Source organism: Natronospirillum operosum (assembly GCF_004768465.1).
Lineage (GTDB): Bacteria > Pseudomonadota > Gammaproteobacteria > Pseudomonadales > Natronospirillaceae > Natronospirillum > Natronospirillum operosum.
Map to the genome: position 1 here is coordinate 519,199 of NZ_SRMF01000001.1, position 23,887 is coordinate 543,085.

At 62.1% G+C, this 23,887-nt stretch carries 23 protein-coding genes and 1 tRNA gene; 10 read left to right on the forward strand and 14 right to left on the reverse strand.

Going from position 1 to position 23,887, the window contains the following annotated elements:
- From E4656_RS02435 to gatC, 7 genes are all read right to left on the reverse strand, one after another.
- Positions 1-1,275, reverse strand: a complete 1,275-nt coding sequence (locus tag E4656_RS02435; protein WP_135480854.1) for a TRAP transporter large permease — start codon at positions 1,273-1,275, stop codon at positions 1-3.
- Entirely contained in the window at positions 1,272-1,886 is a 615-nt protein-coding gene (locus E4656_RS02440; RefSeq protein ID WP_135480856.1) for a TRAP transporter small permease, read from the reverse strand. Before E4656_RS02440 ends, E4656_RS02435 begins: the two co-directional genes overlap by 4 nt.
- Positions 1,887-1,888: 2 nt before the next feature.
- Positions 1,889-2,908: a TRAP transporter substrate-binding protein DctP gene (gene dctP / locus E4656_RS02445; protein WP_135480858.1), complete on the reverse strand. Its 1,020-nt coding sequence runs from the start codon at positions 2,906-2,908 to the stop codon at positions 1,889-1,891.
- Positions 2,909-2,942: 34 nt separating this feature from the next.
- The gene (locus tag E4656_RS02450) at positions 2,943-3,782 is read right to left on the reverse strand and encodes a TRAP transporter TatT component family protein (protein WP_135480860.1); all 840 of its coding nucleotides are present in this window, start codon (positions 3,780-3,782) and stop codon (positions 2,943-2,945) included.
- A 188-nt stretch (positions 3,783-3,970) separates the two neighbouring features.
- Complete coding sequence (gene gatB, locus E4656_RS02455) at positions 3,971-5,398, reverse strand: Asp-tRNA(Asn)/Glu-tRNA(Gln) amidotransferase subunit GatB (RefSeq protein ID WP_135480862.1); 1,428 nt, start codon at positions 5,396-5,398, stop codon at positions 3,971-3,973.
- 15 nt (positions 5,399-5,413) lie between these two features.
- A complete protein-coding gene (gatA, locus tag E4656_RS02460; RefSeq protein ID WP_135480864.1) occupies positions 5,414-6,865 on the reverse strand; it encodes an Asp-tRNA(Asn)/Glu-tRNA(Gln) amidotransferase subunit GatA in 1,452 nt (483 codons plus the stop codon).
- 14 nt (positions 6,866-6,879) lie between these two features.
- The gene (gene gatC, locus E4656_RS02465; RefSeq protein WP_135480866.1) at positions 6,880-7,167 is read right to left on the reverse strand and encodes an Asp-tRNA(Asn)/Glu-tRNA(Gln) amidotransferase subunit GatC; all 288 of its coding nucleotides are present in this window, start codon (positions 7,165-7,167) and stop codon (positions 6,880-6,882) included.
- A 194-nt stretch (positions 7,168-7,361) separates the two neighbouring features.
- Here gatC and E4656_RS02470 point away from each other — a divergent pair, with 194 nt between their 5' ends.
- The 7 genes from E4656_RS02470 to E4656_RS02500 all read left to right on the forward strand — a co-directional run bounded on the left by E4656_RS02470 (position 7,362) and on the right by E4656_RS02500 (position 16,887).
- Positions 7,362-8,399, forward strand: coding sequence for a rod shape-determining protein (locus E4656_RS02470; protein ID WP_135480868.1), 1,038 nt, complete (start codon positions 7,362-7,364; stop codon positions 8,397-8,399).
- 89 nt (positions 8,400-8,488) lie between these two features.
- A complete protein-coding gene (gene mreC, locus E4656_RS02475) occupies positions 8,489-9,349 on the forward strand; it encodes a rod shape-determining protein MreC (protein ID WP_135480870.1) in 861 nt (286 codons plus the stop codon).
- Positions 9,327-9,818 (forward strand): rod shape-determining protein MreD, encoded by a 492-nt coding sequence (gene mreD, locus E4656_RS02480; protein WP_167855897.1) that lies wholly within the window; start codon positions 9,327-9,329, stop codon positions 9,816-9,818. The genes mreC and mreD overlap by 23 nt, the downstream gene beginning before the upstream one ends.
- 4 nt (positions 9,819-9,822) lie before the next feature.
- Positions 9,823-10,452 (forward strand): Maf family protein, encoded by a 630-nt coding sequence (locus E4656_RS02485; RefSeq protein WP_135480873.1) that lies wholly within the window; start codon positions 9,823-9,825, stop codon positions 10,450-10,452.
- A complete protein-coding gene (gene rng, locus E4656_RS02490; RefSeq protein ID WP_135480875.1) occupies positions 10,449-11,900 on the forward strand; it encodes a ribonuclease G in 1,452 nt (483 codons plus the stop codon). The genes E4656_RS02485 and rng overlap by 4 nt, the downstream gene beginning before the upstream one ends.
- Positions 11,901-11,927: 27 nt before the next feature.
- Positions 11,928-16,028 carry a YhdP family phospholipid transporter gene (locus E4656_RS02495; protein WP_135480877.1) on the forward strand — a complete coding sequence of 1,367 codons (4,101 nt, stop codon included), beginning with the start codon at positions 11,928-11,930 and terminating at the stop codon, positions 16,026-16,028.
- The gene (locus E4656_RS02500) at positions 16,000-16,887 is read left to right on the forward strand and encodes a carbon-nitrogen hydrolase family protein (RefSeq protein WP_240753882.1); all 888 of its coding nucleotides are present in this window, start codon (positions 16,000-16,002) and stop codon (positions 16,885-16,887) included. Before E4656_RS02495 ends, E4656_RS02500 begins: the two co-directional genes overlap by 29 nt.
- 253 nt (positions 16,888-17,140) lie before the next feature.
- On the opposite strand, the gene E4656_RS02505 is transcribed toward E4656_RS02500, so the two are convergent.
- Positions 17,141-17,231, reverse strand: a tRNA-Ser gene (locus tag E4656_RS02505).
- Between the two features lie 91 nt (positions 17,232-17,322).
- Between E4656_RS02505 and E4656_RS02510 the strand changes: the two genes are divergently transcribed.
- Positions 17,323-17,661, forward strand: coding sequence for a YqfO family protein (locus E4656_RS02510; protein WP_135480879.1), 339 nt, complete (start codon positions 17,323-17,325; stop codon positions 17,659-17,661).
- Here the strand turns inward: E4656_RS02510 and E4656_RS02515 are convergent.
- The gene (locus E4656_RS02515) at positions 17,639-18,196 is read right to left on the reverse strand and encodes an NUDIX hydrolase (RefSeq protein WP_135480881.1); all 558 of its coding nucleotides are present in this window, start codon (positions 18,194-18,196) and stop codon (positions 17,639-17,641) included. The two genes, E4656_RS02510 and E4656_RS02515, sit on opposite strands and share 23 nt — an antisense overlap.
- Before the next feature lie 174 nt (positions 18,197-18,370).
- Between E4656_RS02515 and E4656_RS02520 the strand changes: the two genes are divergently transcribed.
- Together E4656_RS02520 and E4656_RS02525 are read left to right on the forward strand one after the other, a co-directional pair.
- Positions 18,371-18,988: an NUDIX hydrolase gene (locus E4656_RS02520; RefSeq protein ID WP_167855898.1), complete on the forward strand. Its 618-nt coding sequence runs from the start codon at positions 18,371-18,373 to the stop codon at positions 18,986-18,988.
- A gap of 75 nt (positions 18,989-19,063) precedes the next feature.
- Entirely contained in the window at positions 19,064-20,044 is a 981-nt protein-coding gene (locus tag E4656_RS02525; protein WP_167855899.1) for a DUF4062 domain-containing protein, read from the forward strand.
- A gap of 49 nt (positions 20,045-20,093) precedes the next feature.
- On the opposite strand, the gene E4656_RS02530 is transcribed toward E4656_RS02525, so the two are convergent.
- The 5 genes from E4656_RS02530 to rsxD all read right to left on the reverse strand — a co-directional run bounded on the left by E4656_RS02530 (position 20,094) and on the right by rsxD (position 23,887).
- Positions 20,094-20,735, reverse strand: a complete 642-nt coding sequence (locus E4656_RS02530; protein WP_135480886.1) for a hypothetical protein — start codon at positions 20,733-20,735, stop codon at positions 20,094-20,096.
- Positions 20,710-21,342, reverse strand: a complete 633-nt coding sequence (gene nth / locus E4656_RS02535) for an endonuclease III (protein ID WP_135480888.1) — start codon at positions 21,340-21,342, stop codon at positions 20,710-20,712. Before nth ends, E4656_RS02530 begins: the two co-directional genes overlap by 26 nt.
- 37 nt (positions 21,343-21,379) lie before the next feature.
- Positions 21,380-22,084, reverse strand: coding sequence for an electron transport complex subunit E (locus E4656_RS02540; RefSeq protein WP_135480890.1), 705 nt, complete (start codon positions 22,082-22,084; stop codon positions 21,380-21,382).
- Between the two features lie 145 nt (positions 22,085-22,229).
- Entirely contained in the window at positions 22,230-22,862 is a 633-nt protein-coding gene (gene rsxG / locus E4656_RS02545; protein ID WP_135480892.1) for an electron transport complex subunit RsxG, read from the reverse strand.
- On the reverse strand, positions 22,859-23,887 hold the full coding sequence (gene rsxD / locus E4656_RS02550) for an electron transport complex subunit RsxD (protein ID WP_135480894.1): 1,029 nt from the start codon (positions 23,885-23,887) through the stop codon (positions 22,859-22,861). The genes rsxG and rsxD overlap by 4 nt, the downstream gene beginning before the upstream one ends.

The window sequence follows — 23,887 nt, forward strand, 5'->3', positions numbered from 1 at the left end:
TCAGCGTACCAGAGCAAGGCTGAACCAGGGAATATAGGTGACCAACAATACCACACCAAGCAGTACGATGAGGAATGGCCAGGTGGCCCGGTACAGTTCCATGATCGGTTTCTTGAAGCGGTAGCTGGCGATGAACAGGTTCATGCCCACCGGCGGTGTGAAGTAGCCGATCTGCATGTTGGCGACAAAGATGATGGCCAGATGGACCGGGTCGATGCCGAACTGCATGGCCAGTGGCAGTACCAGTGGCGCCATGATGACAATGGCGGCAAAGATATCCAGAAAGGCGCCGAGTATCAGCAACAGGATATTCAGCAGCAGCAGAAAGAGCAGCGGGTTCTCGATGCGGTCGCCGATCAGGTTAAACAGCAGGGTGGGGATACCGGCGTCGATCAGCAGGTTGGTGAACGCCAGGGCTGCGCCCAGAATCAGCAGGATGCCGCCGACCATGATCATGCTCTCGCGCATGGCCCGTACCAGGGCCTTGAAGCCCACCTCGCGGTAGACCAGTGTTTCGATGATCAGCACATAGAGGGCGGTTATGGCGGCGGCTTCCGAGATGACCAGCAGGCCGCTGAAGATGCCGCCCAGAATGATGACGGGGATCAGCAGTTCCCAGAACGACTCCTTCAGGGCACTCAGGGCTTCGCGCAGTTCAAACGGTGTCAGCTCAATGGGCTGGCGGCGGTTGGCCCAGAGACCATAGCCATAGAGAGCCAGAATCATCAGCAGGGCGGGCATCAGGCCGGCCAGGAAGAGGTCGATGATATCGATGGCGATGTCCATCTGCTGGGCCACGATACCGAACAGGATCAGTGGTATGGCCGGCGGCAGCAGTATGCCCAGGCTGCCCGAGGTGGTGACCAGACCGAGGCTGAACCGATCATCGTACTGGCTGCTGGTCAGGGCCGGGTAGAGCAGCGCGCCAAGCGCGATGATGGTGACCCCGGAACCGCCGGTGAGCATGGTAAAGAAGGCGCAGGCGAGCAGGGCGATCAGCATCATGCCGCCGGGCAACCAGCCCATGATGGCGCGCGAAACTCGGACCACGCGCTGTCCGGTGTTGGCTTCACTGAGCAGGTAGCCGGCAAAGGCAAACAGCGGCAGGGCGACCAGCACGGTGGAATCGGTCAGTCGATACAGCTCGATGCCGATGATGATGAGGTCCAGATCGGCCAGCGAGAACCCGACGCCGGCAATGGACAGCAGCACCAGAAACAGGGGCATGCCCAGCAGGGCCAGTACGGCAATGCCAAAATAGAGGGTGAGGTTCATGAAGCGGCGTCCTTGTCACGAGGTGCAGCGGTATTCCTGTCTGCACCGGGGCCGATCTCGCGGGCCAGATCCTCGGTGGGCAGGGCGGTCGGGGTCAGCACCGGGAAGAACACCATCCAGGCGTAGCGCAGGGCCATGATGCCAAACGCGATCGGCATGATCAGTTGCAGCTGCCAGACCGGAATGCCGGCTACGGACGCCATGCCCCAGGCCCGCTCATCCTCGACCAGGCGCCAGGTGTGCCAGCTCAGGAGGGCCAGTGCCAGCGCGGCTACCAGAGCCACCAGGCGCTTGATCCAGCGGCCGAGCCAGACCGGCAGCAGTTGGCTGGCCAGGTCGATCTTGATGTGGTTGTCGAGCCGGGTGCCCACCATGGCCCCCAGCAGGGCGATCCAGAGTACTCCGACCCGGTTGAGCGGGTCGATCCAGCTCAGTGAATAGCCGAAAAAATTGCGCAGCACGATCTGGTAGACGGCGAGCCCCAGCATGCCGAGCAATACCATTACGAGCGCTGTGTCTTCCAGGCGCTGAAAGCCCGTGCGCAGAGACTGAATGATGGTGCCGAGTGCCCCGAGAAAGCCGCCTGTGTGGGTGTCCTTGCCCGTTTTCATGATTACCGACCGTTCTGACGATAGTCTTCCAGCGTGCTCATCAGGCGTTCATGCCAGTCGCGGCTGAACTCGCCTTCCCGAATCAATACCTCGTGGGCCAGTCCGGCCTTGTCACGCACGGCTGCGATTTCGGTATCGGTCAGTTGCACGTGCTCCAGACCCTGGTTGAGCAGGGCTTCGAAAGCGGCCCGGTTGTTCTCGCGGGCGTTGGCGTCGATCTGCTCGGTGGTTTCACGCAGAATTCGATCTACCGCCGCGCGATCATCCTCACTGAGACGGGACATGTGCCGATCATGTACATACAGCGTGGCATAGGTATAGATCAGCGGCATGTCGGTGATGTAGTCGACCCGGGTGAACCATTGCAGGGTCAGGGCGGCTGTGGGCGGTGCCATGATGGTATCCACAATGCCGGTCTGCAGCGAGGTCAGCACCTCGGAAATGTTCAGCGTGATGGGAGAGACACCGAAAGCGCGGGCAACCTGCAGTGAAAAGGTGTCATTGGCCGGCAGCCAGACGCGGGCACGCTGCAGGTCTTCCACCGAGCGGGTCGGCTGATGGCCCATGACATAGGCAAAGCCGCCATCAATAAAGCCGAAGGTATGGATGCCGCGTTCGGCCAGTTCGCGGGCGATGTCATCGTCGAACTCGGCGCGCAGACGGTCCGTTTCATCATAGCTGTCGAAGATGAATGGCGCGTTGAGGATCTGTACATTGGGGTAGACTCTGGCCAGGGCACCGGATTGCACCAGAGAGCCGTGCAGCTGACCGGCTCGAATACGGCGTTCTACCGCCTGGTCGTCACCCATGACGCCACCGGGGAAAATGCGCAGGGTTACCCGACCGTCGGTTTCGGCGCTGAGGCGCTCGCTGGCCTGGCGCAGTGCCCTGACTTCGCCGGTGCCATCCGGTAGCAGGGTGGCGATGCGCAGCTCCATGGCCACCGTGCCGGCGGCAGCAAACAGGGTCAGGGACAGCAATAGCAGGGCCAGAGCAGGGCTTCGGGTTCTGTGCAGTCTCATGGTGGCCTCCTTTTGTCAGGCAACAGCATTCGTATCAGAAGAAATAGTCTTCACCGGATGCAAGCAGTTCCCGAGCCAGTTGTTGGGCCCAGGTATTCTGGAGCGTCAGTTGGCCTTCACGTGGATCGGCGGCCAGCACTTCTTGCAGCAGTTGATCATGCAGCTCACGATCAAAGGTTATACGGGCATACGCCTGCGCGTAGTATACTTTTACGATCAGGTTGCGGCCTTCGGATCGTTCTATGGCCTGCTCGAAGTACTGCCGGGCCACCTCCGGCTGGCCACCCAGAGAGGGCGGCAGAATGCTGGCGATTACCGCCAGATACAGCTCTCCCATGGCATGGTTGTAGCCGGGCTTGATGCGCACCTGCTGTTCCAGCAGGCGCTGGGCCTTGGGCAACTGGGCCACGATATTCCAGTCATCACTGTGGGCCTGAATATAGCCGGCCCAGATGGAGCCCAGCAAATAGAGCGTCGGGGCATGGCTGTCTCTGTCCAGGCCATCTATGGTTCGCTCGGCGGCGGTTACCCGCTGTTCGCGAATATCACAGAGCTCGCTGATGTCGCGGCAGGCGGCCTGGCTGGCCAGATCCATGGCCTTGCTGCTGTAGCGCTTCTGGCGCTCCTCGGTGTCCACGAAGACGCCGGCATAGGCGCTGTTCAGTTCGGCCGCAGTGCTGAGCACGCGGACATTGCGCGGATAGGTGCGAACCAGACCGTCCATGGTCAGCAGATAGGTTGGCAGGGCCTGCCCGACCAGTTCCAGATCGTCACTGCTGAGAATCTCTGCCGCCAGGTTGGACGGGATGCGAAAGGTGGCGCACCCCGTCAGCAGCAGGCTGACAGCGGTTATTAACAGGAGTTGTCTGACCATCCGGTGTCCTTGTGTTGTTATCGGGACTTGCGTCCCTCGCTACGGCTCTGTCGGGACTTGCGTCCCTCGCTACGGCTCTGTCGGGACTTGCGTCCCTCGCTACACGTCCCTTGCCTCATTTGTAGCGAGTGACGCGAGTCGCGATGGAGCCGGCAGGCTCCGCAAAAAGGGCGGTGCCCGCCGCCTTTTTACAGCTTTTTCTTCAGCATGTCGTTGACGACTCCGGGGTTGGCCTGCCCTTTGGAGGCTTTCATGACCTGACCCACGAAGAAGCCGAACAACTTGTCCTTGCCGCCCCGATACTGCTCTACCTGATCGGGATTGCTGGCAATGATGTCGTCGATCATGGCTTCGATGGCACCGGTGTCGCTGACCTGCTTGAGCCCCTTGGCCTCGATGATGCTGTCCGGGTCGCCCTGACCTTCCACCATGGCTTCGAACACTGTCTTGGCCATCTTGGATGAGATCGTATTGTCGGTAATACGTTCAATCAGTTGGGCCAGATTGGTCGCCGATACCGGACTTTCGGTAATCGGGGTGTTGGTCTTGTTCAGCACGGCGGCCAGTTCGACCATGACCCAGTTGGCAGAGAGCTTGGGCTCCCCGGTCTGACGGGCCACAACTTCGAAGAAGTGGGCCATGTCCTGGGAGCTGGACAGCACCGCTGCGTCATATTCACTGAGCCCGTATTCGGAATGGAAGCGCTCGCGCTTCGCATCTGGCAGCTCGGGCAGTTCGGAGCGCACCTGTTCGATATAGCTTTCGTCAATTTCCACCGGCAGCAGGTCCGGCTCCGGGAAGTAGCGGTAGTCATTGGCCACTTCCTTGGAGCGCATGCTGCGGGTTTCATCCAGCTCGGAGTCGTAGAGGCGGGTTTCCTGCACCACGGTGCCGCCGTCTTCGATCAGTGCGATCTGACGCTCGACTTCGTGGTTGATCGCCTTTTCGACAAAGCGGAACGAATTGACGTTCTTGATTTCACAGCGCATGCCGTATTCCTGCTGCCCCTTGGGACGCACGGACACATTGGCGTCACAGCGCATCGAGCCTTCAGCCATATTACCGTCTGAAACGCCAATGTAGGTGACAATACTGTGAATTTTTTTCAGGTACGCCACTGCCTCTTTGGCGCTGCGGATATCCGGCTCGGAGACGATCTCGAGCAGCGGCGTGCCGGCCCGGTTGAGGTCGATGCCGGTCATGCCGTGGAAATCTTCGTGCAGTGACTTGCCCGCGTCTTCTTCCAGGTGGGCCCGGGTGACGCCGACGGTCTTGGTGGTGCCGTCGTCCATCATGATTTCAACCTGGCCCTTGCCCACGATGGGGTGATCCATCTGGGTGATCTGGTAGCCCTTGGGCAGATCGGGGTAGAAGTAGTTCTTGCGGTCAAAGGCCGAGTGGCGGCCGATTTCCGCGTCAATGGCCAGGCCAAACGAGACAGCCTTGCGCAGCGCATTCTCGTTGAACACCGGCAGTGTGCCGGGCATGCCCAGATCAATGCCGCAGGCCTGTGTATTGGGTGCTGCCCCAAAGCGGGTGCTGGCACCAGAAAAAATCTTGGTGTTGGTCGAGAGCTGGACGTGTACCTCCAGCCCGATCACGGTTTCCCATTCCATGTTCGTTGCTACCTCTTAACCGAATGCCGGAGTCTGTTGATGCCAGTCAGTGACCTGCTGGTACTGATGGGCCACGTTGAGCAGTTGCGCTTCGGCAAAGTAGTTGCCGATCAACTGCAGGCCGACGGGGAGCCCGTCGACCTGACCACAGGGCACTGACATGCCCGGCAGGCCGGCCAGATTGACCGACAGGGTATAGATGTCTTCCAGATACATGGCGACCGGGTCGTTGCTCTTGGCGCCCAGTTTCCAGGCCGGTGAGGGCGTGGTGGGGCCGGCAATGACATCGACTTCGGCGAAGGCATTCTGGAAGTCGTCCTTGATCAGGCGCCGCAGTTGCTGCGCCTTGTTGTAGTAGGCGTCATAGTAGCCGGCGCTCAGCGCATAGGTGCCGACCATGATGCGGCGCTTGACCTCTTCACCGAAGCCTTCGGCGCGGGTGCGGGTGTACATGTCCAGCAGGTCCGTCGGGTTTTCGCAGCGGTAGCCGAAGCGCACGCCATCAAAGCGTGACAGGTTGGTGGAGGCCTCTGCCGGCGCAATGATGTAGTAGGCCGGAATGGACAGGCGGGTGCGCGGCAGGCTGATTTCCTTCACCGTGGCGCCCAGCTTTTCCAGTTCCTGCACGCCGGCCTGTACGCGGGCGGCGATGTCGCTGTTCAGGCCTTCGCCAAAGTACTCCTTCGGCAGGCCAATACGCAGGCCGTCCAGTGGTTTGTCGAGATCAGCCGTGTAGTCCGGTACGGCGATGTCCTTGCTGGTGGAGTCCTTGTGGTCGAAACCGGCCATGCTGTTGAGCAGCAGGGCTGCATCTTCGGCGGTGCGCGCAATGGGGCCGCCCTGGTCCAGCGACGAGCCGTAGGCAATCATGCCCCAGCGCGACACCCGGCCGTAGGTGGGCTTGAGCCCGGTCAGGTTGCACAGCGCTGCGGGTTGGCGAATGGAGCCGCCGGTATCGGTGCCGGTGGCCACAGGCGCCTGCCCGGAGGCAACCGCCGCCGCCGAACCGCCGGAGGAACCGCCGGGAATCACTTCGGTGTTCCAGGGGTTGCGGGTTGGCCCGTAGAAGGAGCTCTCGGTGGAGGAGCCCATGGCGAATTCGTCCAGGTTGGTCTTGCCCAGCATGACCATGCCGGCATCCTGCAGCTTGTGGGTAACCGTGGATTCATAGGGCGCTGTAAAGTTGTCCAGAATCTTCGAGCCGCAGGAGGTGCGTACACCCTGGGTGCAGAAAATATCCTTGTGGGCGATCGGCACCCCGGTCAGCGGGCCGGCCTGGCCGCTGGCCCGGCGCTCGTCGGCGGCTGCAGCCTGGGTGCGGGCCTGGTCGGCGGTAACGGTGATAAAGGCATTCAGGTCCCCATCGGTGGAATCGATGCGCTTGAGGTAGGCTTCGGTCAGCTCGACGCTGCTGTATTCGCCCCGGGCCAGTCCCTCGGAAAGCTGCTTCAGTGTACTGTTGTTCATCAGGGTGTCCGTGCTCATTCAATGACTTTGGGAACCAGATACAAACCGGCGTCGGTGGCCGGGGCAATGCTCTGAAAGTGTTCCCTCTGGTTGTCCTCGGTGACTTCGTCGGCACGCAGCCGCTGGACGGAATCCAGCGGGTTGGCCAGCGGCGTCACACCCTGGGTGTCGATGGCTTGCATTTCATCGACCAGGTCCAGAATACTGGACAGGGCATCTACGTAGTGGGGCACGTCCTGCTCTTCGATCTTCAGGCGTGCCAGCATGGCAATATTCTCCACTTCCGAGCGGTCAAGGCTCATGCTTATCTCCGATTGTGGCTGTTGGGTGGCCCATGTCCCGGATGGGCGGACACGGGCGGAGGTTCAAAGACCCGCTAAGGTACCATATTTGTGCCTTGCTCAAAATCCCCGCCGCTGATACATTGCAGCCTGATCAAGGCGCGTGGGCAGCGGCGTTCATGCCGCCTGGGGATTTTCAGAAACGGACGGAATACATGTTTAAGAAACTCAGAGGTCTCTTCTCCAGCGATCTTTCCATTGACCTGGGTACAGCCAATACCCTCATCTATGTGCGTGATCGCGATATTGTGTTGAATGAACCCTCGGTTGTGGCCGTGCGTGTCCGGGGCAACCAGAAGGAAGTGGCGGCGGTAGGTACCGAAGCCAAGCGCATGCTGGGCCGGACACCGGGCTCGATTACTGCCATTCGTCCGCTGAAGGATGGCGTCATTGCCGACTTCCAGGTGACGGAAAAGATGCTGCAGCACTTCATTGCCAAGGTGCATGAAGGCTCCTGGTTTACCCCGAGTCCGCGCGTGCTGATTTGTGTGCCCTGCAAATCCACTCAGGTGGAGCGCAAGGCCATTCGGGAATCGGCCTATGGCGCCGGCGCGCGCCAGGTCATCCTGATCGAGGAGCCCATGGCGGCCGCCATTGGCGCCGGCCTGCCGGTGGAAGAAGCCCGCGGCTCCATGGTGGTGGATATAGGTGGTGGTACCACTGAAATCGCCATCATTTCGCTGAATGGTGTGGTCTATTCCGAATCGGTACGGGTCGGTGGTGACCGCTTTGATGAAGCCATTGTATCCTATATCCGCCGCCACTACGGCAGCCTGATCGGTGAAGCCACGGCGGAGCGGATCAAGATGGAAATCGGCTGTGCCTTTCCCGGTGACGAGCGTCGTGAGTTCGAGGTGCGGGGCCGCAACCTGGCCGAGGGCATTCCGCGGACCTTCACTCTGAACAGTGATGAAGTCATCGATGCGCTGCAGGAATCACTGTCGGCCATCGTGCAGGCGGTCAAGAGCGCGCTCGAGCAGACGCCGCCGGAACTGGCCGCAGATATCGCCGAACGCGGCATGGTACTCACCGGTGGTGGGGCGCTGTTGCGTGATCTCGACAAGCTGCTGAGCGAAGAAACCGGCCTGCCGGTGCTGGTGGCCGAAGATCCGCTGACCTGTGTGGCCCGAGGCGGTGGTCGTGCACTCGAAATGATGGACGACAAGATTTTCGAACTGGCACACGACGGCTGATGTGAAAGTTCGCTGGTGCCTGCTCAACAGTATCGTCGACTGCTGCCGGGTTGACGCCGATTCCCGCGGTAGTCAGGTAGTGAACACTCATGAGTAGTTCCCTGTTTCAGGAACGCCGTGTGTACAGCAAACGCCTCGTGTGGGCTTTGCTGCTCGCCGGTTTGATACTGCTGGCAGACTGGCGCTTCACACAGTTGAGTTATGCCCGCCAGGCCGTATCGGCAACGCTGGCCCCGGTGCGCTGGGTGGCCAGTGTGCCGGGCTCTGTCAGCGACTGGGCCTCCCGTTCCATGGTCAGCCGTTCGGCGCTGATCGAGGAAAACGCTCAGCTGCGGGCGCAGCTGTTTGTGCTGGAGCGTCGCTCGCAGCAGATGATCTCGCTGGAAATCGAAAACCGCCGGCTGCGTCAGTTGCTCAATGCCACTGAGGTGCTGGACGACCGCTTTATTTCCGCCGAGCTCATCGGTGTTGATCCTGACCCCTTTACTCATCACGTCATCCTCAATCGGGGTACCCGGGACAATGTGTATGTCGGGCAGCCGGTGATTGATGCGCATGGTCTGATCGGGCAGGTTATCGAGGTGGACCCGTTCACCTCACGGGTATTGCTGATTGGCGATGCCAACCATGCGGTGCCGGTGCAGGTCAATCGCAACGGGGTGCGCACCACGGTCAGCGGTACCGGGGATCTCAGTGAGCTGAGCCTGATGTTCGTGCCGGAAACAGCCGATATTGAGGAAGGCGATCTGCTGGTCACCAGTGGTCTGGGCGGGCGCTTCCCCATGGGCTACCCGGTGGCCGAGGTGACCCGGGTGGAGCGGCAGCCGGGGGCGCAGTTCTCGGAAGTCAGGGCACGGCCGCTCGCCGAGCTCGATCGGACTCGGCATGTGCTGTTGGTAGATACCCAGAATAACGACAGGGGTCGGCGTGGAGATACCCAAGGCGAATAATCTCTGGGTGCCTTATGCAACCCTGATTTTTGCATTTCTGCTCGGTACCTTTGTGTTGCCGGGCTGGATGGTATATGTGGCCCCGGAGTGGGTGCTGCTGGTGCTGATTTACTGGGTGCTGGCCATTCCCTACCGCTTCGGTATCTTCTCTGCGTTATTCATCGGTCTGGTGGTGGACGTTCATCGGGGCCTGCCATTGGGTCTCAATGGTCTGGCCTTCGCCGTTGTAGCTTTCTCGGCGCTGGCGCTGCATCAGCGCATCCGCATCTATCCGCCGGTTCAGCAGGCGGGCATGGTGTTGCTGCTGGTCGGCATCTATCTGCTGCTCAAGCAGACCCTGCGCAGCATGATGGGCATCGGGGTGGGGCCGGGCGTGCTGTACCTGGCGCCGGCGCTGAGCAGCGCCCTGCTGTGGCCGGTCATTTACCTGACCTTGCGTAGTCTGCGTATCCGATACCGGGTAAGATAATCGGATGAAACTCATTCTCGCCTCTGCGTCACCTCGTCGCCAAGAGTTGCTGCACCTGCTGACCGTTCCTTTCGCCGTTGTTCCGGTCGATATCGACGAAACCCCCGAGGCGGATGAACCTGCCGTCGCCTATGTCGAGCGGCTGGCCATCGAGAAAGCCAGAGCGGCTCAGCAACAGGTGGGTGCGCCGCCGGCTACCTGGGTACTGGGTTCGGATACCACCGTGGTGGCGGACGCCGACATTCTGGGCAAGCCGACCGATCAGGCCGATGCCGCACGTATGCTGCGCCGGCTGTCGGGTCGAGCCCATGAGGTGATGACGGCGGTCGCATTGTGTGGCCCGGATGGCCTGGTGCAGCATTGCCGAGTCGATACCCGGGTCTGGTTTCGAACCCTCGCCGATCAGGACATCGCCGCCTACTGGGCCACCGGGGAACCGGCAGACAAGGCCGGGGCCTATGGCATCCAGGGTCTGGGCGGTCGATTCGTGGAAAGGCTGGATGGCAGCTATCATGCTGTTATGGGATTGCCGCTGGAGCAGACAGGGGAACTGCTGCGCCGGGCGGGTTTTGATCTCTGGTCCGGAGCAGTGCGGGTCTCCAGTGACAGCAAGACAGGAAACAGGACAGCATGAATTCCGAGATACTGGTCAACGTAACTCCCATGGAAACCCGGGTGGCGCTGGTTGAGAACGGCGTGGCGCAGGAAATGTTCATCGAGCGCAGCCAGGCGCGCGGCATTGTCGGCAATATCTATCAGGGCAAGGTGGTGCGCGTGTTGCCCGGCATGCAGGCGGCCTTCGTGAATATAGGCCTGGAGCGGGCGGCGTTCATCCATGCGTCGGATATTTCCGGCACCACAGAGAACGTGCCCGGCATTGCCGAGCTGGTTCGCGAGGGCCAGACCCTGCTGGTACAGGTGGTCAAGGACCCGATCGGCAACAAGGGGGCCCGTCTGACCACCCAGTTTTCCGTGCCGTCGCGCTACCTGGTCTATATGCCGGGTACCGAACATGTGGGGGTCAGTCAGCGCATTGATGGCGATGAAGAGCGTGAGCGGCTGAAAGAGACCGTGAGCCGATTGCATCAGGAGCTGGAAATCCCGCAGGGTGGCTTTATTCTGCGTACCGCAGCAGAGGGCATTGGCGAGGCCGAGCTGCGGTCGGACATGGCCTACCTCAAGCGGCTGTGGGCGGCTTTGCAGGAAAAGACCCGCGGGCAGAAACCGCCGTATATCGTCTATGAGGACCTGCCCCTGTTCCTGCGCGTGGCGCGCGACATGGTGCGGGCTGATGTCGACAAGATTCGGATTGATTCGCGTGAGACTCATGCACGCACGCTGGAGTTCGTTCGCAAGTACAATCCCGAAGTTGAACCTGTTTTCGAGTACTACCCCGGCGAGCGGCCAATTTTTGACCTGTTCGGGGTGGAAGAGGAACTGGAGCGCGCACTGTCGCGCAAGGTGGACCTGAAAAGCGGCGGTTATCTGATCTTTGATCAGACCGAGGCCATGTCCACCATCGATGTGAATACCGGCGGCTATGTCGGTCACCGCAATCTTGAAGAGACCATCTTCAAGACCAATCTGGAGGCGGTGGCGACCATAGTGCGGCAGCTCAGGCTGCGTAATCTCGGTGGTATCATCATCATTGATTTCATAGATATGGCAGATGCGGAACACAGACGTCAGGTGCTCCGCATGCTTGAGAAGACCCTCGAGCGGGATCATGCCAAGACCAAGGTCACCGGAGTCTCCGAGCTGGGGCTGGTGGAAATGACCCGCAAGCGCACCCGTGAGAGCCTGGAACAGGTGCTGACCGAGACCTGCCCGGCCTGTGGCGGGCGCGGCCGGATGAAAACGGCACAGACGGTCTGTTATGAGATTTTTCGCGAAATCATGCGTGAGGAGCGCGCATATGATAACCGCAGCTATATGGTACTGGCGTCTCAGGCTGTGGTGGATCGGCTGCTGGATGAGGAATCTGCCGCCGTGGCTGATCTGGAGGAGTTCATTGGGAAACCGCTTAAATTTCAGGTGGAATCCATGTATCAGACTGACCAGTTTGACGTCGTGCTGCTCTGAACGCAGACACTGGAGTTCGGTCTGCTCATGACCATCCACGTCAGCTTTTTCAATCTGCGGCGGGCGATATGGCGTTCCATTGCCCTGCTGGCACTGTTGCTGGTGGCCTACGTACTGGTGGGCCGTCAACTGACCCCTATGGTCGAGCGAACGGTGCCGACAGTGGAAAGCTATCTGTCGGATGTGCTGGAACAACCGGTCAGCATTGACCGCATCCAGGGTGACTGGCGCGGGTTCGGACCAGTGTTCACGGTGCGCGGACTGCGCATCGGCGACAGCTTCGGGCTCGACAACGTGCTGCTGGAACCGGCCCTGCTGATGTCGCTGGTGAACCAGAGCGCCATCTTCAACCGCTTCCAGATCAACGGTGGTCAGATCCGCGTCGAGCATGACGGGGAGCGCTGGCAGGTGCCCGCCTTTGCCATTCTGGAGCGTGATGTCCAACTGCGTGATGTCTTCGTGGGTCTCTACAACCAGTTGCTGGAGCAGGATGCCATTCAGCTGCATGACCTGTCGCTGACGCTGGAGAGCGAAGATCTGGCACTGGAACTGCTGCTGGCCGATGCGCTGATTATCGGCACGCACGAGTACCATGAACTGAGCGGTGAACTGGTGCTGGATCCGACCGGCCAGGCCGTGTCTGCCGGCCTGCAGATCGAAGCCCGCAATACCCGTGATGCCCCCGACATTCATGCCTATCTGCGCCATGATGTATTGGACTTTTCGCGACTTATCGGCGCGCTGCCGGACACGGTGGATGCCCGCCTGAGCAGTCTGGAAGTGGCCGCGCACTGGTGGCTGCAGTGGCGTGACGGCGGCATAGCCTCGCTGCAGGCCGATGTGCAGCGGGCCGACCTTGATTTCCAGGCTGGCCCCGACGCCACGCCGCAGGTACTGGAAGGCTTCTCCGGCGCCGTGCTTTGGGAGCCCGAGGACGATCGTCATCATCTGAAACTGCGTGATATCAGCTTCCGCTACAACGACCTCAACTGGATGCCCTCGAGTCATGATATCTGGTACGGCCCGGATGGCCTGACCGTGGACACCAGTCAGCTGTCCATCGCCACCCTGGGCGCCATGGCCGGCCCCTGGCTGCCGCGTGACATCTTCGCGCAGCATGACATCCGAGGCCAGGTGCACAATCTGTCACTGGATCTGCCGCGCGCCAATAACGGAGACTGGGATTTCGAGCGCGTGCAGCTGAGCGGTGAGATTCGTGACGGTGAATTCGGCACGCTGGGCTTTATCCCCGGGTTTGATCGGGCCGATCTGCGCTTCACCGCCGGCCTGCGCAAGGGCGTGTTGGAACTGGAACCGGGTCCATTGACGGTGGATCTGTCATCCCTGCTGCCCGAGCCCATTGAAATGGATGTGCACTCCGGGACTGTGGTGTGGAATCTGTCCACAGACATGAAGCTGCAGATCGCCAGTTCGGAGATCGATTTCGACTGGCGTGACAGCGGTCGCGCACAGGGGCGGTTTGCTTTCTCGGGCAGCATGGACGGCACCGGTGAGGCCGTGGCCGAACCCATCTTCTCGCTGGCGCTGGCCGGCGATGAACTGCATACCGACAGCCTGCTGGGTGCCCTGCCCATAGCGCTGGCCCCGGCGATTCTCGACTGGATGCAGACCCATCTGCATGATGTGGCAGCCCGTGACTGGGCCCTGATCTTGCCCAATGTGATGGCGCCGGATGTGCGCACCCGTATTGGCATGATGGGCGCGCGGGTCGACAACACCCGGATCACGCTGGACGGTGAATGGCCCGCTTTCGAACAGCTGGGTGGCGACTTCTATCTGGACCATGAGGGCATCTCGGCCAGTCTGGAATCCGGCCGTTATGCCGGGCTGTGGCTGGAAGAGGGGCAACTGAGCCTGCCTTTTGCAGGGCCCGGTCCGCCGGCGGTCAATGTGTCGGCGGCGGCCCGCGGCCTGGGCAGCGACGGCTGGCGCCTGGTGACCCAGACGCCGGTGCGCGACCTGGTGCCCGCAGAGGTGCTGAGCTGGCAGATGGCCGGATCCGTGTCCGGTGATCTCGACCTGCGCATCCCGCTGGCCGAAGAACCTGTGGACCTGGACCTGGCCATGCGTATACAGGACGGTCTGCTGCGCATGCCGGACCTGAACCTGACCTTCAGTGCCATCAACGGGCCGGTCTTTCTGTCGACCCGGAACGGGTTGCGGTCGCCCGGTCTTGAAGGTCAGCTTTTTGATGCCCCGCTGTCGACAGCCATTCAGACCTCGGTCGATCAGGACGACAACTGGCGCCTGGAGTTTCCGGCCCATGGTCGCATGCCACTGGGCCGCCTGGGTGACTGGCTGGATGAGCCCTGGCTGAGCACGCAGTCAACAGAGGTGGATTATTCCGGCCTGGTATCGGTCTCCGGTGGGCGCCTGCAGTTGCAGGCGCAGTCCGATCTGTACGGTCTGGCACTCGACCTGCCGCCGCCGTTCGCCAAGCAGACGGACCAGCGGGCGCCCCTGGCGCTGTCGATGCAACTGGAAGACGATGGGCGGTACTTTGATGTCACGCTGGATGACTGGCTGGATCTGCAACTGGTCACCGACCCCGCCGGCAGTCCGGAACGGGGGGTGTTGAGCCTGGGTGGCGCCACAGGCGCCCGCGCTGCCATGCCGGCGGATCATCTGCGTCTGGATCTGCAAATGGACGACGTGGATCTGACCGAATGGATGGATCTGGCCGCCGAGCTGATGCCGTTGTACCGCCGGGAAGAACAGCTTGATGAGCCCGACTGGGTCGCAGACATGGATCTGGCGGAGGTACCTGTTGCCGAGGATGGACTGGCCCTGCTGGATACGGTGGCGGAAGAAGCCGATTTCGATGCTCATGAGGATGGCGTGCGTCCGCTGCTGGCCGAGCTGCATGGGCTGCGGCTGCATGATATCCGGCTCCGTGCAGAATCCATACGCTTCAATGACACCGCCCTGGATGGGGGCCTGCTGCATTTGCGGCGCGCCGATGCTGGCTGGACAGCCGATGTGGACAGCCGTCGCCTGGCTGGCCGCCTGACACTGCCCGATGATGCCGACGACATAGGCCTGCTGGCGCTGAACTATCTGCATCTGGGTAACCCGGATGCGGTGGAGCTGCCGTCGGAGATAGATGATGCAGTACCGCTCGACGAGGCGGAGATCAGTGTGGCCGAAGCGCGCCGCCCCCGTGAGCCTTACACCTACAATCCGGATACAGACTGGCTGACCGGGTTCGACCCCAGCTGGTTGCCAGAACTCGAGCTGCGTATTGATGATCTGACCCATGATGCCGAGTCCTTTGGCAACTGGTCGTTTGTGCTGCTGCCCAGAGCCACCGGCCTGGCCTTTGAAGACCTGGAAGGCGAGCTGCGAGAGGTGGTACTGACCGGCTCCGTGGACTGGTCCATCCCGGAGGAGGGCTGGCACTCCACCCGCACGAGTCTGCAGGCCAATGCGGGCGATCTGGCCGATGTACTGGTCGCTTCGAGTCTGACTCCTGTCATTACCAGCAACCGGGCGCAGGGGTGGGCGGACCTCGAGTGGTGGGGGTCACCGCTGGCCTTTGATGGCCGGGGCCTGCGCGGGCAGGTAGGCTTCGATCTGCGCGACGGCAGTCTGGTGGAACTGGATGATTTCGATGCTGTACGCGTGATCGGACTGCTCAATGTCACCCGTATTCTGCGCCGCCTGTCACTGGACTTCCGGGATGTGTTTTCGGCCGGTATTTCCTACGATCGCATCCGGGGAGAGCTGGAGGTGGAAGAAGGCCTGATCACCGTGGGTGACCGGCTGTCTCTGGATGGCAGCGGGGCACGGATGTTCTTTGGCGGCGAATACGATATTCTGCGGGATGAACTGGATGCGGAAGGCGTGATTATCGCCCGTGTCAGCAATACTGCCGGCCTGCTGGCTCTCGGGGCCGGCTTTTCACCGCCGGTGGCCCTGATGGTCATCTTTGGCGAGCGTGCTCTGGAGCGCGAACTGGAACGGCTGTTCAGCGTGCGCACTCAGATATCCGGGCCGCTGGCCCGGCCGGACGTGCGTGCCAGTCGGCTGTTTGACAGTGACATCCGGGGTAATGAAGCGACCTTAGAGGAGAGAATGCGTGAGCTCTTCGGACCTGATGCCCGATAAGAATGCCAGTCCCACGGCTGATCAGAACCCGATACTGGGCGTGGCCGGGGTGCAGATGACCTCCGGTGGCACGGTAGAGGACAGCCTGACCCAGGCGGAACAGGCCATAGAACAGGCCGCCTCCGTGGGCGCACGGCTGGTCGTGCTGCCGGAAAATTTCGCCACCCTGGGCACCGGTCAGTCCGGCCCGGTGGCGGTAGAAGAGGCGGCAGACGGGCCCCGGACCCTGACGCGATGGGCCGCAGCGCAGGCCCGCGCCAACGGGGTCTGGCTGGTGGCCGGCACCATACCGGTTCGACAAGCGGGCAGCGGCAAGAGCCGGGCCCGGTCCATGGTGTTCGACCCCGAGGGTGAACTGGTCGCGCAGTATGACAAGATCCACCTCTTTGATGTGGATGTGGGCGATGCCTATGGCAGCTACCGGGAATCCGACTACTACGAACCCGGCACCGATGTGGTGACCTGGGATATTCAGGCCGATGACGGTGAGCCACTGCGGGTGGGGATGTCGGTCTGCTATGACCTGCGCTTCCCGGAACTGTACGCGGCGCTGCGTCGTCAGGGGGCGGATCTGATACTGGTCCCCTCGGCGTTTACTCACCGCACCGGGCAGGCGCACTGGGGCATGCTGCTGCGGGCGCGGGCGGTGGAGCAGGGCTGCTATGTGCTGGGCGTCAATCAGTGCGGCTGGCATGACAGCAAGCGTCGAACCTGGGGCCACAGCCAGTTGGTCGACCCCTGGGGTGATACCCGGGCGGCCCTGGCTTCGGAACCGGATATTCTGGTCGGTCAGATCAGCCGCGAATACCTCAAGCGCATCCGCACCCAGCTCCCCACCCACCAGCACCACCGTTTGTAGCGGGGGACGTGTAGCGAGGGACGCAAGTCCCGACAAACGAGGCACCACAACCTGTAGTGAGGGACGCAAGTCCCGACCGGGCCCGCAGGGCCCCAAACAAGGGGCGGCTGCGCCGCCATCGCGACTCGCGTCGCTCGCTACAACAGAGGTGCAGGGGCGTGTAGCGAGGGACGCAAGTCCCGACAAATGAGGCACAACCCCTGACCCAAAAAAAGGCCCGCATTGCTGCAGGCCCTTGATGTAGAACAGAATTTGGCGGAGGGACAGGGATTCGAACCCTGGGTAGGCTATTAACCTACGCCGGTTTTCAAGACCGGTGCTTTCAACCGCTCAGCCATCCCTCCATACGGGCGGCAGTTTACCGTGCAGTAGATGAAAGTCAATGATAAATGACTGATACTGAAGGTGTTTTCCCATACTTCAGGAGGACACAATATGACTGAAAGTCGACAGTACAAACTGATCTGGTTTGTGCCGGAAACGCACGCCACCGCCACCAGGGACGCCGTGTTCGAGGCCGGTGCGGGGCGTCAGGGCGATTACGAACACTGTGCCTGGCAGTGTCTGGGCCAGGGCCAGTTCAAGCCCAACGCCGATGCCAACCCCTATCTGGGCGAGGCGGACCGACTGGAAGAGGTGGTGGAGTATCGCATCGAAACCCTGGTGCCGGCAGCGGCTCTGAAAGCGGTCATAGCAGCGCTGCGTCGTTCGCACCCCTATGAGGAACCGGCGTTCGAGGTGATCGAGCTGGTCAGTCCCGCAGCCTGGGAATAATGGTGGTGTCCAACAGCGGCAACCGGGCAGGCGCGCGTCCATCCGGACCCAGGTGATCGACATAGTGCCTCAGGGTGGCCAGCACGGTGCGAAAGGCTATGTCGTCCCACGGTATGGCATCGGGTTCGAACAGTGCCACCTCGGAACTTTCTTCCGTGGTGGAAAAGTCCGGTGATACCATGTCGGCCAGATAGAAAATATGCACCTGGTCAAACTGCGGCAGGCTGATCACGGACAGCATCTGGCGCAGTTCGGGCGCATTGCGGGCTTCTTCCCAGGTTTCTCTGGCGGCGCCCTCGGCGACGGTTTCGCCGTTTTCCATAAAGCCCCCGGGCAGCGTCCAGTACCCCCAGCGTGGCTCGATGTTGCGCTTGCAGAGCAGTATGCGGCCATCCAATACTGGCAGGGTGCCGGTGATCACGCGTGGGTTTTGATAGTGAATGGTGCCGCAGGCGGGGCAATGGTAGCGCGGCAGATTATCGCCGGCTGGCACTGAATGCTCGACAGGGGTGGCACAAACACTGCAGTATTTCATGGAGGCTCTTGTCCGCTCTGGTCAGGGCTCCAGTGTAAGCGAAGGCAGGTCTGCCTCCAACCATGCTGCGCCGAACCGGGTCAGCCAGGCCTGTGTTTGCGGGCTGTAAACAGAGGATTGCATGGCCGAACAGCCGTGTATACTGACGCATCGGGAATTTGCAGGAGCACCAAATTGGACAGGGCAGGGGTGATTTCGGAGCAGTGGCAGGAGCGCCTGCAGCGTTATTCTCCGCGTCTGGTCCCGCAGGCGCCCCGGCGGGCATCGGTGATGGTGTTGCTGGCCGAAACAGAGCAGGGTCCGGAGCTGTTGCTGACGCAGCGATCGCTGCACCTGGAAACGCACCCGGGCGAGGTCTCCCTGCCGGGAGGCAGTGTGGAGCTGGCCGATGCCAGCCTGTATCACACGGCACTGCGGGAAACGCAGGAAGAAGCCGGGCTGCGACAGGAGCCCCGCTACCTGGGGCAACTCGACAGTCTCTACGCGCGTTCGGGCATCGAGGTGTCTGCCTTTGTGTCCCTGCTGCCCGAACGACCCGAGCTGGAAGCCTGCCCGGAAGAAGTGGCAGCACTGTTCTGGATGCCGGTGGCAGAATTGCTGGAAAAGCCACCTGAATACAAATGGTTCGAGCGCAATGGCCGCCAGTGGCGGGTGCCCTTCTTCTACTACCAGGGCTGGACAATATGGGGTATGACCGGAATGATTCTGGTCAATTTTGTCAATGTGATTCAGCACAGCCAGTGGCCGGGGTTTCACGAAGAGTGGACCGCGAACCCGATGGACGGCGACTGATCGTCGGGTCGGCGCCAGCGCTGCCGAAGACATGACAAGGAGCCTTTAGCGCCCATGACAAAGCCCTCAGCGTATATGACAAAGCCCCTTGTGGACAATCGACGTTATCTTGCCTGTGTCAGTTCCAATCAATCGGTCGGTGATGCTGTGCGGCGTGATGTGGCGGAGACGCTGGCTGCACTGCAGGTGATTGCAACCGGCTTCAGCTTCCCGGCCGTGACCGATGGCTACCAGTGGAAACTGCAGCAACTGGCGCTGAATGATGCCGACTTCTGTGTAGTGATACTGGGGCGCGACTATGGCCCGGTGTCAGAGTCAGGCGTTGGCCATCTGCACCGGGCTGCAGCCCATGCCATGGCCACCGGCAAGCCGGTGCTGGCCTTGGTCTGTGATGCCCTCAGTGAACCCGCCGACGATACCGACCTGCTGCGCCGCGAAAGCCTGCTGGCGGATCTGCACCGCCAGGCCCAGGTGCTGGTGGTGGATACGCCCGGAGCCATTCGTGATGTGCTCGAACAGGCCGTCGACGACCTGCTGGCGAGCGAGCGCCTGCGCGGCTGGTGCCCGGTTGGCCGCGGCTCTGCCGAGACCGACGTCAAGGCACTGCAGCAGGAAATCCAGCAGTTGCAGACCAGCCTGGACCAGGCCCGGCGCGGAGAGCCCGGCGCTGGGCACAGCCGCCGGGCGCCCCGCCTGAGCTATCGCGTGAAGGTGTTCCGTCACGGCAACCTGACCACGGTCGACCACGAACTGCGCACGGGCTGGAACGAGCTGTTTGCGTGGGCAGCCCCCCTGCTGACCGAGCCCCGGCGCGAAGCGGACTGGAAAAGTGCGCTGGAAGAGCGCCTGCTGGCCCAGGTGCAGCCGGAACTGGAGCAGGCGCATCCGGAGGCGCATGGCTTTGTGTCGCTGCGGCTGGACGGGGTGCACTTCGATGACATCAAGCGCTATTTCCGCAGTCTCGGCTGGCTGTCGCAGACCGAGGGCGTATGGCGCCTGACCACTCTGGGTGAACACGAGTGGCTGCGTTCGGAAGAGCCTTCAGCGCGCAGTTAGAGAAGAGCCTTCAGCGCGCAGTTCGAAAAAGCCATGACAGGGTATTGCGTCAGTTCCAGGAGCATTCACCGCGCGGCGTGACGGGGTCGGGGCCAGCCCGGCCCGAGGCGTTATCCGGGCCCAGTTGCACGCCGCCACTCGCATCGACCACAGCCCAGCAATGATCCGTTACCAGTGCCTGCATCCGCCGCTGCAGCTGCCTTCGGCCGGCGCAATGCGTCCGGCCCTGCGTCCAGCTCAGCTGCCACAGGCCGGGCAGACGACGTTGCCAGTGTCCGGTGCGTGGCGGGTGGCGCTGACTCTGGTCGATGCGGGCATCCAGCGGCAGGCCGGGCGCGGCTGGCCGGCACAGTTGACTGGCGAGCAGACAGGCGGCGCTCGGCGACTCCGCGCTCAGCGTGCGCAATCGGGGCACAGGTCCCGGGTGCCAGCGGTGCAGTTCGGCATGCAACTGGTCGAGTGCCGGCGAGTACCAGGCCGGCGGCCCGCCCTCGGTATGCAGGGTCACAAGGGCCGAGGCCCGGGCAGCCAGATGGGTGGCCATATCCAGCCAGTTGTCCGCTGTCGCCTCCGTGCGCAGCAGTGTCGGCTGCGGTTGATCCGTGTCCGGCCAGCACAGGTTGGGTCCGCTGGCGGCTGTCAGCACTATGACGGCCGGGCTCGGCTCAACTGATCTTGTCCCTGTATTCACACAGATCCTCTATGATGCAGCTGCCGCAGCGGGGCTTCCTGGCCACGCAGGTGTAGCGGCCGTGCAATATCAGCCAGTGGTGGGCATCGAGCAGAAACTCTTTCGGGGTCAGGCGCACCAGCCTGTCTTCCACCTGCCGCACGGTCTTGCCCGGTGCAATGCCGGTACGGTTGGAGACCCGGAAAATATGGGTATCGACAGCCATGGCCGGCTGCCGAAAGGCGGTGTTCAGGACCACATTGGCCGTCTTGCGGCCGACGCCGGGCAGGGCTTCCAGTGCCTCGCGGGTGGCGGGCACTTCGCCATTGTGCTGCTCGACCAGGGCGCGACAGGTTTTCATGATGTTCTCGGCCTTGCTGTTGTACAGGCCGATGGTCCTGATGTACTCCTTCAGCCCGTCCAGCCCCAGATCCAGTATGGCCTGCGGCGTGTTGGCGACCGGAAACAGTCGGCGTGTGGCCTTGTTGACGCCGACATCCGTGGCCTGAGCGGACAGAATCACGGCGATCAGCAGTTCGAAGGTGCTGCTGTACTCCAATTCCGTGGTCGGCTCCGGGTTGGCGGCTCGCAGCCGGGAAAAGATTTCAAAGCGCTTGGCCTTGTTCATGGCCTGTCGGGCCCCCTTGTCGGTCCAGGTCGGTGGTTCAGGTGATCTTGCCGGTGACTCGCACCCGCTTGCTGCCGCGCTCGATAGGCGCCCGGGCACGTCTGGCTTCGGCGCCGCTGTCGATGGCGTTTTTCAGGGCAATCAGCAGCCCGGTCACGACAAAGGCGCCGGGCGGCAGGACGGCAAACAGAAAATTCGGATAGTTGTCGATGGGTGTCCAGACCCAGCCCCGGGCCACATCGCCAAACAGCAGATGCATGTTGGCAAACAGGGTGCCCTGACCGATCAGCTCGCGGATGGCGCCCAGCAGCACCAGCACGGCCCCGAAACCCAGACCCATCATCAGGCCGTCGAGCAGGGCCGGCAGCGGCGGGTTCTTGCGTGCAAAGCCGTCGGCGCGGCCCAGGATGGCGCAGTTGGTGACAATCAGCGGAATGAAGATGCCCAGAATCTGATACAGCTCGTAGGTGAAGGCACGCATCAGCATTTCGGCGCAGGTGACCAGGGCAGCAATGATCATGACAAAGGCCGGCAGGCGCACGGCGTCGGAGACATAGTGGCGCAGCAGCGACACGGCCAGGTTGGAGCCCATCAGCACCGCCAGGGTGGCAACACTCAGCCCCAGTGCATTGACCACGGTGCCGGAAACCGCCAGCAGAGGACACAGGCCCAGCAACTGCACCAGCGCCGGGTTGTTGGTCCACAGCCCGTTGCGTGTGATCGTGCCCGCGTTGTCGGTCATTGTCTGTTCTCCTGACCTGTAGTGAGCGACGCGAGTCGCGATGGCGGCGAATGCCGCCCTGTCTTGCCGGGGCCGTTCGGCCCAATCGGGACTTGCGTCCCTCGCTACAGTGTATGGTGCTGTGCCACGTTTGTCGGGACTTGCGTCACTCGGCCAGCAACCACTCCCGATTGTCGGCAAAGAATTCTAAACCGATGCGCACGGCATTGACCACTGCCCTTGGGGTGATGGTGGCGCCGGTCAACTGGTCGAAGTCGCCGTCATCCTTGCGCACGGCCCATTGCTCGGGCGGCGGCACAGACAGTGAAGTTCCGTCGAACTGCAGTATCCAGTCGCTGCGGTCGGCTTCGATGGCGTCACCCAGGCCGGGCGTTTCCTGATGTGCCACTACCCTGACCCCGAGCAGGGTACCGTCGGGCTCGATGGCCATCAGCAGGTCGATATCACCGGTATAGCCCTGCGGGGCGGTCACCGGCAGCACCACGGCGGTCACGGCATCATTCCGTATGGCTCTGAACGCTGCCCGGTCACGGCGCAGCGACAGTCGCTCCGGCGCTATCGCGCGCGGCGCCTCCAGAATGGAAAAATGGCTGTCTTCAATGGGTGCGGAAAAATAGTCTGCCGGTACCAGTTCATACAGGGTGCGCGCGGCATAGGCCTCGGCATTGGCGGCGGCGCGGTCCCGGGTCTGGGTATGCACCACGGCAATCAGCCCGGCCGTGAACACCGCAAAGAGGCCGAGGCCGATGGCATGGCGCAGCATGGGGCTGGTGATCATGAGCGGCCCTCCCCGTAGACGCGCGGGCGCGTGTAGTGGTCGATCAGCGGGGCGGCGAAGTTCATCAGCAGCACGGCAAAGGCTACGGCATCCGGGTAATTGCCCCAGGTGCGGATGACATAGATCAGAATACCGATGCCGGCGCCGAACACCAGCTTGCCCCGGTTGCTGGTGGCCGCAGAGACCGGATCGGTGGCAATGAAGAAGGCGCCAAGCATGGTGGCCCCGCCCAGCAGGTGCAGATCCACCGGCACCCGCAGGTCCGGATTCCAGGAAAACAGCAGGGCCAGCAGGGTCAGGCTGCCCAGCACGGCCACCGGGATGTGCCAGGTGATGATGCGACGCCAGAGCAGATACAGACCGCCGAGCAGATAGAGGCCGCTGACCCACTCCCAGCCATACACCCGCCAGCCGGCACTGAACAGCGGCTCGGCCCGCAGTTCGGCCGCGTCGAGGGTGGCGATGTCGTTCTTGTACACATCCAGCGGAGTGGCCATGGTCATGCCGTCGACCAGGGCCGGGTCCACACGCAGGCCGGCGAAAATCACCCGGGCACTGTCCAGCAGGCTGTGGGCCTCGGTGGCTAGCGCCGCCGGTATGCCCCAGCGTGTGGTCATTTCCACTGGAAAGGAAATCAGCAGTACGGCATAGCCGACCATGGCCGGATTGAAGGGGTTGTTGCCCAGCCCGCCGTACAGATGCTTGGCAAAGACGATGGCGGCCAGGGTGCCGATGACGGGAATCCACCAGGGAGCCAGCGGAGGCAGGGCCAGGGCCAGCAGCCAGGCGGTCAGCAGGGCACTGCCATCACCCAGAAAGAACCACACCGGGCGTCGGCGCAGGCGCAGTATGATGGCTTCCGCCACCAGCGCCGTGGCCACCGCGAGCACGGCATTGATCAGATAGCCCCAGCCAAAGAACCAGATCAAGGCAGCAAAGCCGGGCAGGGTGGCGGCCCAGACCGAGAACATGACCTGTTGCACGGACTGGTTGCCGACGGCGTGTGGTGAGGACGGAGTCAGCAT

Coding starts and splice junctions, on each gene's coding strand:
- E4656_RS02435 (WP_135480854.1), bottom strand. CDS start 1,275: ATGAACCTCACCCTCTATTTTGGCATTGCCGTACTGGCCCTGCTGGGC.
- E4656_RS02440 (WP_135480856.1), bottom strand. CDS start 1,886: ATGAAAACGGGCAAGGACACCCACACAGGCGGCTTTCTCGGGGCACTC.
- dctP (WP_135480858.1), bottom strand. CDS start 2,908: ATGAGACTGCACAGAACCCGAAGCCCTGCTCTGGCCCTGCTATTGCTG.
- E4656_RS02450 (WP_135480860.1), bottom strand. CDS start 3,782: ATGGTCAGACAACTCCTGTTAATAACCGCTGTCAGCCTGCTGCTGACG.
- gatB (WP_135480862.1), bottom strand. CDS start 5,398: ATGGAATGGGAAACCGTGATCGGGCTGGAGGTACACGTCCAGCTCTCG.
- gatA (WP_135480864.1), bottom strand. CDS start 6,865: ATGAACAACAGTACACTGAAGCAGCTTTCCGAGGGACTGGCCCGGGGC.
- gatC (WP_135480866.1), bottom strand. CDS start 7,167: ATGAGCCTTGACCGCTCGGAAGTGGAGAATATTGCCATGCTGGCACGC.
- E4656_RS02470 (WP_135480868.1), top strand. CDS start 7,362: ATGTTTAAGAAACTCAGAGGTCTCTTCTCCAGCGATCTTTCCATTGAC.
- mreC (WP_135480870.1), top strand. CDS start 8,489: ATGAGTAGTTCCCTGTTTCAGGAACGCCGTGTGTACAGCAAACGCCTC.
- E4656_RS02485 (WP_135480873.1), top strand. CDS start 9,823: ATGAAACTCATTCTCGCCTCTGCGTCACCTCGTCGCCAAGAGTTGCTG.
- rng (WP_135480875.1), top strand. CDS start 10,449: ATGAATTCCGAGATACTGGTCAACGTAACTCCCATGGAAACCCGGGTG.
- E4656_RS02495 (WP_135480877.1), top strand. CDS start 11,928: ATGACCATCCACGTCAGCTTTTTCAATCTGCGGCGGGCGATATGGCGT.
- E4656_RS02510 (WP_135480879.1), top strand. CDS start 17,323: ATGACTGAAAGTCGACAGTACAAACTGATCTGGTTTGTGCCGGAAACG.
- E4656_RS02515 (WP_135480881.1), bottom strand. CDS start 18,196: ATGAAATACTGCAGTGTTTGTGCCACCCCTGTCGAGCATTCAGTGCCA.
- E4656_RS02525 (WP_167855899.1), top strand. CDS start 19,064: ATGACAAAGCCCCTTGTGGACAATCGACGTTATCTTGCCTGTGTCAGT.
- nth (WP_135480888.1), bottom strand. CDS start 21,342: ATGAACAAGGCCAAGCGCTTTGAAATCTTTTCCCGGCTGCGAGCCGCC.
- E4656_RS02540 (WP_135480890.1), bottom strand. CDS start 22,084: ATGACCGACAACGCGGGCACGATCACACGCAACGGGCTGTGGACCAAC.
- rsxG (WP_135480892.1), bottom strand. CDS start 22,862: ATGATCACCAGCCCCATGCTGCGCCATGCCATCGGCCTCGGCCTCTTT.
- rsxD (WP_135480894.1), bottom strand. CDS start 23,887: ATGCTGACTCCGTCCTCACCACACGCCGTCGGCAACCAGTCCGTGCAA.